This window comes from Tritonibacter scottomollicae (assembly GCF_003003215.1).
Taxonomy (GTDB): Bacteria; Pseudomonadota; Alphaproteobacteria; order Rhodobacterales; family Rhodobacteraceae; genus Epibacterium; species Epibacterium scottomollicae.
In genome coordinates, this window is record NZ_PVUF01000047.1 from 1 (window position 1) to 4,811 (window position 4,811).

At 52.2% G+C, this 4,811-nt stretch carries 8 protein-coding genes; 4 read left to right on the top strand and 4 right to left on the bottom strand.

The window, feature by feature from the left end; translation table 11 throughout:
• Positions 1-61 precede the first annotated feature (61 nt).
• Complete coding sequence (locus CLV89_RS21975; RefSeq protein WP_106165714.1) at positions 62-937, bottom strand: ImmA/IrrE family metallo-endopeptidase; 876 nt, start codon at positions 935-937, stop codon at positions 62-64.
• Positions 924-1,259, bottom strand: coding sequence for a helix-turn-helix domain-containing protein (locus CLV89_RS21980; RefSeq protein WP_106165715.1), 336 nt, complete (start codon positions 1,257-1,259; stop codon positions 924-926). The genes CLV89_RS21975 and CLV89_RS21980 overlap by 14 nt, the downstream gene beginning before the upstream one ends.
• A gap of 158 nt (positions 1,260-1,417) precedes the next feature.
• On the opposite strand from CLV89_RS21980, the gene CLV89_RS21985 reads away from it, so the two are divergent.
• The 4 genes from CLV89_RS21985 (at position 1,418) to CLV89_RS22000 (ending at position 3,292) form a co-directional block, all read left to right on the top strand.
• Entirely contained in the window at positions 1,418-1,639 is a 222-nt protein-coding gene (locus CLV89_RS21985; RefSeq protein WP_106165716.1) for a DUF2188 domain-containing protein, read from the top strand.
• A 3-nt stretch (positions 1,640-1,642) separates the two neighbouring features.
• Positions 1,643-1,852 carry a hypothetical protein gene (locus tag CLV89_RS22725; RefSeq protein WP_106165717.1) on the top strand — a complete coding sequence of 70 codons (210 nt, stop codon included), beginning with the start codon at positions 1,643-1,645 and terminating at the stop codon, positions 1,850-1,852.
• A 545-nt stretch (positions 1,853-2,397) separates the two neighbouring features.
• Positions 2,398-3,027: a hypothetical protein gene (locus tag CLV89_RS21995; RefSeq protein ID WP_106165718.1), complete on the top strand. Its 630-nt coding sequence runs from the start codon at positions 2,398-2,400 to the stop codon at positions 3,025-3,027.
• A gap of 34 nt (positions 3,028-3,061) precedes the next feature.
• Positions 3,062-3,292 carry a hypothetical protein gene (locus tag CLV89_RS22000; RefSeq protein WP_133166786.1) on the top strand — a complete coding sequence of 77 codons (231 nt, stop codon included), beginning with the start codon at positions 3,062-3,064 and terminating at the stop codon, positions 3,290-3,292.
• Positions 3,293-3,304: 12 nt separating this feature from the next.
• Here the strand turns inward: CLV89_RS22000 and CLV89_RS22005 are convergent, their stop codons facing one another.
• Together CLV89_RS22005 and CLV89_RS22010 are read right to left on the bottom strand one after the other, a co-directional pair.
• Complete coding sequence (locus tag CLV89_RS22005) at positions 3,305-3,592, bottom strand: type II toxin-antitoxin system RelE/ParE family toxin (RefSeq protein WP_106165720.1); 288 nt, start codon at positions 3,590-3,592, stop codon at positions 3,305-3,307.
• Positions 3,585-3,854, bottom strand: coding sequence for a type II toxin-antitoxin system ParD family antitoxin (locus CLV89_RS22010; RefSeq protein ID WP_106165721.1), 270 nt, complete (start codon positions 3,852-3,854; stop codon positions 3,585-3,587). The genes CLV89_RS22005 and CLV89_RS22010 overlap by 8 nt, the downstream gene beginning before the upstream one ends.
• Between the last annotated feature and the right edge of the window lie 957 nt (positions 3,855-4,811).

Consider the following 4,811-nt stretch of genomic DNA (forward strand, 5'->3'; position numbering starts at 1 on the left):
AGTGGTTGCCCATTCGCGGCCTACGCAAGCCTTGCCGCGTAATCGGCGATCAAGCGAGCCCCTAACTGGTGAACTCGAAACTTTGCGACGGAACCGTTTCCCACTCGTCCTCAATCTCCTCGATCACAGCTGTGAGCAATGTCATTCGAAAGCTATTTTGCTGTGCCAGCGTTTGCTCGAACAGAGTTACCCCTGCCGAACTTTGCAGCCACATGTGCGCTCCAACCTCAACGCAGCCTGTTACCTCTCCTACATCAGCGGTTGAGAGAGCGGAGACACTATGCTGTGGAACAAGGTCTCCTCGACAAACTGATAATTTTGGAAAGAACTCATTGCATCTCGCATATCGTACGACACCTCCTTTGGAGAAAATCACTGCGGCAGGATCGCCTATCCGAGGAATGTAACGTCGAGCGGCAGCCTCCCTGCTCACGTCATGGCGTCTCGCCATTTCAAGGATGTGGGATAAATCAGCGTCGCCGCTATCTCGGATAAAGGATGCAACGGCTCGAGCTGGCATGAGCAACTCAGCCGCGAATTCGTTCGCTTGCTGCTCCATCCGAGAATGCAAATCATTTGGCTTAGCTTTCGTAACCGTTAGATCATTCTTCTTGCACCGAAAGCCGTCTGGGCTATTAGCTCGATGGAACGGATGTACATAGTGCCCAAGCTCATGCGCAATCGTGTAGCGCTTTCGGCTTTCGTGACGACCTTTGTTGATCAAGATCGCCCCTTCTGATTTTTCTTTAGGAACGATGAGCGCCCCCTCAAGACCACTCAATTGCTCCTCACGTATCTCATAAATATCTATGGCTTTTGCGATTTCTCTGACTGGTACCAAGACCGTATCTTCTGGCAGTTGATCCAAAATTGCCTTTGCTAGCCTCTTTGGATCACTACCAGCGTCATCAATTTCCATGCGGTCAATTTGTACCATCTGCCCCCTTTCGGCGGTTTCGAAGCGACTGAATCATATCGTCTATAATCGCCCGGTCGTTTTCCTCTAAATCACCGACTTGTCTGAACATACGCGCCATTTCATCATTTTGGTTGTTCTCAAAATCCTCACCAACCAGATGCCGGATCGACACTTTGAAGTAGTCGGCAATCTTGGTCAACAACTCAAGAGATGGGTTATCCGCTCGGCCTTTTTCAAGTTCCCAAATATGGGTTTTGGAAACTCCAAGAGCGTCTGCAACTTCCTGTAATGATTTTTTCTTTTTTACCCGGAGTTCATTCAGACGGACTGCAAATGTCATGGTTCTCTCCCTGAATCAAAGCGGCGCAGCTCATAAGCGAACGCGCCGTAAGATGCAATGATATTATTACGTGCCGCTTAACTTGACAACACGCACCGTAAGATGACATGATACATTATCGGTCGCCAATAGTGGGGCCGTGCTAAATGGAGACAGCAATGTCTAAGAACCAGTATGTCGTTCGTAATGGCGACAAATGGGGCGTCCGTGGCGAAGGCAACGAACGTCTTACCCGCAGCTTCGACACGCAGCGCGAAGCTATCGATCATGGTCGTGGCATCGCCCGCAATCAAGGTTCTGAGCTCCGCATCCAGGGGCAAAACGGTCAGTTTCGCGAAGCGTGGAGCTACGGCAACGACCCCTATCCCCCGAAAGGCTGAACGATGCTCAAGATAAAATATAAAGGCAGAACATTCACCAATGGCCGCTCGCTCGCGAATGCCATGACACGGGACTTGAACAGTGAGTTCGAACGCAAAGTGCGACAGGCGGCAGCATCCTCGGGCGTCCGTGTTCGCAAGACCCATAAAGGTCTCGAACTCGAAGGCGATACGCGCAGCATGAACCGGTTTAACAACCGGATCGGGCGTTGACCCCCGGGCAATCCTCCCTGTTTTTCAAAACTTAGGCGCGTCTCGAGCATTCGGACGCGTCTTTTTTACATTCAAGAGAGGCATTTTCAGAGGGAACTCAGGACGCCCGCTTCAGATATGCAGCAAAAGCTTCAATACGACAATGCTATCAGGTTACGATAGACAAAGAGCCACGTTGCCAGTATGTTCTCATCACTTCGTTGGGTGGTTTCAGACGTTGGCGACGAGGTATATCAGGGTACCAATGGGCGCGACCGAACCCTAACCGCAGTCCGAAAGATCAAAGCGGGGTCGCCGGAAGCTAGGGAAAGCTTTTGTAAGTTGTGATCGACCGCGCGGCTTTTCTCCATTGAGACCCGCGGGCCTTTGACTGACCGACGGCGACCGACGCTATGGATCAGGCAGGCACAGGGACCGACCTTAGCACAAATGCTAGGGCTGGTCGTCCTATGCCTTTTTCCCTCCCTTCTGGCTCCCTCGGCTATGGTGCAAGCACGCCCCAAAACGATTTTTGTCCCCGATTTGAGTAGCGAGAGCAGAGCGATATGGTTGAAGCGATTTTTGGTCTAGTTGGTGTTGTCATTGGTAGCGTTCTGGCGTTCGCAAAAGACGGTATCACCGCTTGGGTACAGAGGAAAAAAGACGGGTCATACGCCGCCATTCGTCTCATTTGCATTTTGCATGAATACGCTGACCACTGCGTCGAAGTCACACAGGATGATGGCACAAGTCATGGGCAACCAGCAGGTCGCACAGACGACGGCCAAGAATTCTATGTCGCACAGGCAAAAAGACCAATGCCGCCTGAGTACCCCGATGACATTGCTTGGCGTAGTTTTCCAAATGATCTGATGCACCGAATTTTGGGCTTTCCTAACAAGGCGAGGGTCACAAATCGGTACATCGATGGCGTTGCAAAGTACGTAGCTGAGTTTCCTGATTACTCTGAGCTTTTCGAGGCACGGCAAGAAGGGTACGCGAAGCTTGGTAGAGATGCGCTAGAGTTGGCAGATCAGCTGGTTAAAAAATATCAGATAGACATGACACACGAGGCTGATCTCGGAGCCGAGTGGGATGTAAGAGCCTTTTTCCGTGAAACGATTGCGAAGATAGAGACTTCGCGAAAAGAGCAAGCAAAGCGTGAAGCAAGTTTCTCGCTCCCGCCTCTCGCTTGAACATAATCAAACTCACATCTGACATAGGAACGAAATGTCCCGAGCAGTACACAAAACGATTCAACAGCCAAAGAACCCCGGCTCTATGATTTCCTCAACAGATCAGCCACTCACCGTCGGTGACATTCGTGATGCCATTGCCTACGTTGACGATGATGTGGAGATTAGTTTCGGCAGTACACTCGCAGGCGATGTACTGCGCTTCTATCGCTTCAAATGGCGCGGCGACATGTTGTTGCAGATGGAACTGAACGAAGAGGAGTAGCGCTTTAGAGCGCTACAACCAGCTTTCAGCGTCACGCCCTCCATACACAACCGCAACAACTAAAATTCCATATGAAGCGGGTTCATAGAGGGTGACATAATTCCCCTCGAACAGAAGGCGCACATCTGAGGCAATCTCAGGACGGGCCACCCCCATCTTTGGATTCTCAGCAGCAAGCTCGAACTTATCAAACCATCGCATCAGCAACCTGTCGGCTGCTGGTTCGTTCTCTTGCGCGATATGCCGCCAAATATCTTTGAGGTCTTCTTCCGCCTTCGGCGTCAACTTGTACTTAGCCACGCGGACGTGCTTCCGCCTTCAGATCGCGCAGCATGCTTGCAGCACTCACAGCCTTGGGCGTGCCGCTTTCTTTTCCATCAACGTACGCCCGTCTCATGTTCTCCAATGCAAGCGCACGCATCTCTTGCTTGTGCTGCCAGTCACGCAATGCTTCACGCACAACCTCACTTGCAGAGTTGTACGTTCCAGCTTGAACAGCCTCCGCCATCATGGCGTCCAGCTCTGCTGACAGCGACACGCTAACTTTCTTTACAGTTCCCATGGGCACTACTTTCGTTATTTCTTATTCCTTATGCATGGTAGCAAAAATTCCTACCGTTGACAAATTATCCTACCTCACAGGTTAAGCACCCAAATCGAAGGCGGTTTGGAAGCCCTGCTTGCAAACCTGCCACGTGGCGAACGCGGGGGAAGCAAGGACAAGGGCGACAGGCGGGTTATTTTGCCTCGCGAGGAATGCCCGCAGGGCAGGGGAAAATAATCCGCATGGCGGGTGCTTGCACCTTTACCCTTGCCCGCGCGAGGGGCTGCGCCCCTTAGTCTACAACAAAAATGGGCGGGATACCGCCAGCCCGCAGGGCTTGGGGAGGGGCGTTAGCCCCGTGGGGGTTCCCCCATGGCCAACGGCCATTCCACGGCAAAGCCGTCACGAGCGAATTTTAATTCGGACGTGACGGCGAGAGATACTTCCCGCCAGCCATAAAATTGGCGCGAAGATTGCAAGTGACAGCCACGTGACGCCCGAACAGGGAACACGAGCGCTCAAAACGCACCATCAGTTCCGCCAGATTATCGTAAGCGCGGGCGAGACCTTTTCACCATAGGAAACCTGACCATGACACCGACGAAACCAACCGACCCGAAACAGACCAACAGGCACAGCGGGCGGTGCCCGTGAGAGGCAAACAGTAGAAGGATTGAAGCCAAACCATACCGAAACGACACGCGGTATAAAGCCGCAATCACTGTAGGAGATACCAAGCAAGCAAAGGAACAGATTAGCTAACCCAGTACTTCGGCTGCTTCCGCACGTCCTCGTGCGGGCTGGTTTTGCTACGGCAAGTCAGCAGGCCATTTTCATTCACCATTGAAACGACAGGAACAGGCTCTGTCGCATCTTTCGAGCAGATGATGTATTGACTTGGCCGTTTTGTCGATGAGGTTGAGCCGATGGTTTCGTTCAAAGGTGCGCAGTTCCCGCGGGATGTGATCCTGCACG

What these genes read in the sequence shown, in the direction of transcription:
- CLV89_RS22725 (WP_106165717.1), top strand. Translation starts at nt 1,643, where the DNA reads ATGCTCAAGATAAAATATAAAGGCAGAACATTCACCAATGGCCGCTCG.
- CLV89_RS21985 (WP_106165716.1), top strand. Translation starts at nt 1,418, where the DNA reads ATGTCTAAGAACCAGTATGTCGTTCGTAATGGCGACAAATGGGGCGTC.
- CLV89_RS21980 (WP_106165715.1), bottom strand. Translation starts at nt 1,259, where the DNA reads ATGACATTTGCAGTCCGTCTGAATGAACTCCGGGTAAAAAAGAAAAAA.
- CLV89_RS21995 (WP_106165718.1), top strand. Translation starts at nt 2,398, where the DNA reads ATGGTTGAAGCGATTTTTGGTCTAGTTGGTGTTGTCATTGGTAGCGTT.
- CLV89_RS22000 (WP_133166786.1), top strand. Translation starts at nt 3,062, where the DNA reads ATGTCCCGAGCAGTACACAAAACGATTCAACAGCCAAAGAACCCCGGC.
- CLV89_RS22010 (WP_106165721.1), bottom strand. Translation starts at nt 3,854, where the DNA reads ATGGGAACTGTAAAGAAAGTTAGCGTGTCGCTGTCAGCAGAGCTGGAC.
- CLV89_RS21975 (WP_106165714.1), bottom strand. Translation starts at nt 937, where the DNA reads ATGGTACAAATTGACCGCATGGAAATTGATGACGCTGGTAGTGATCCA.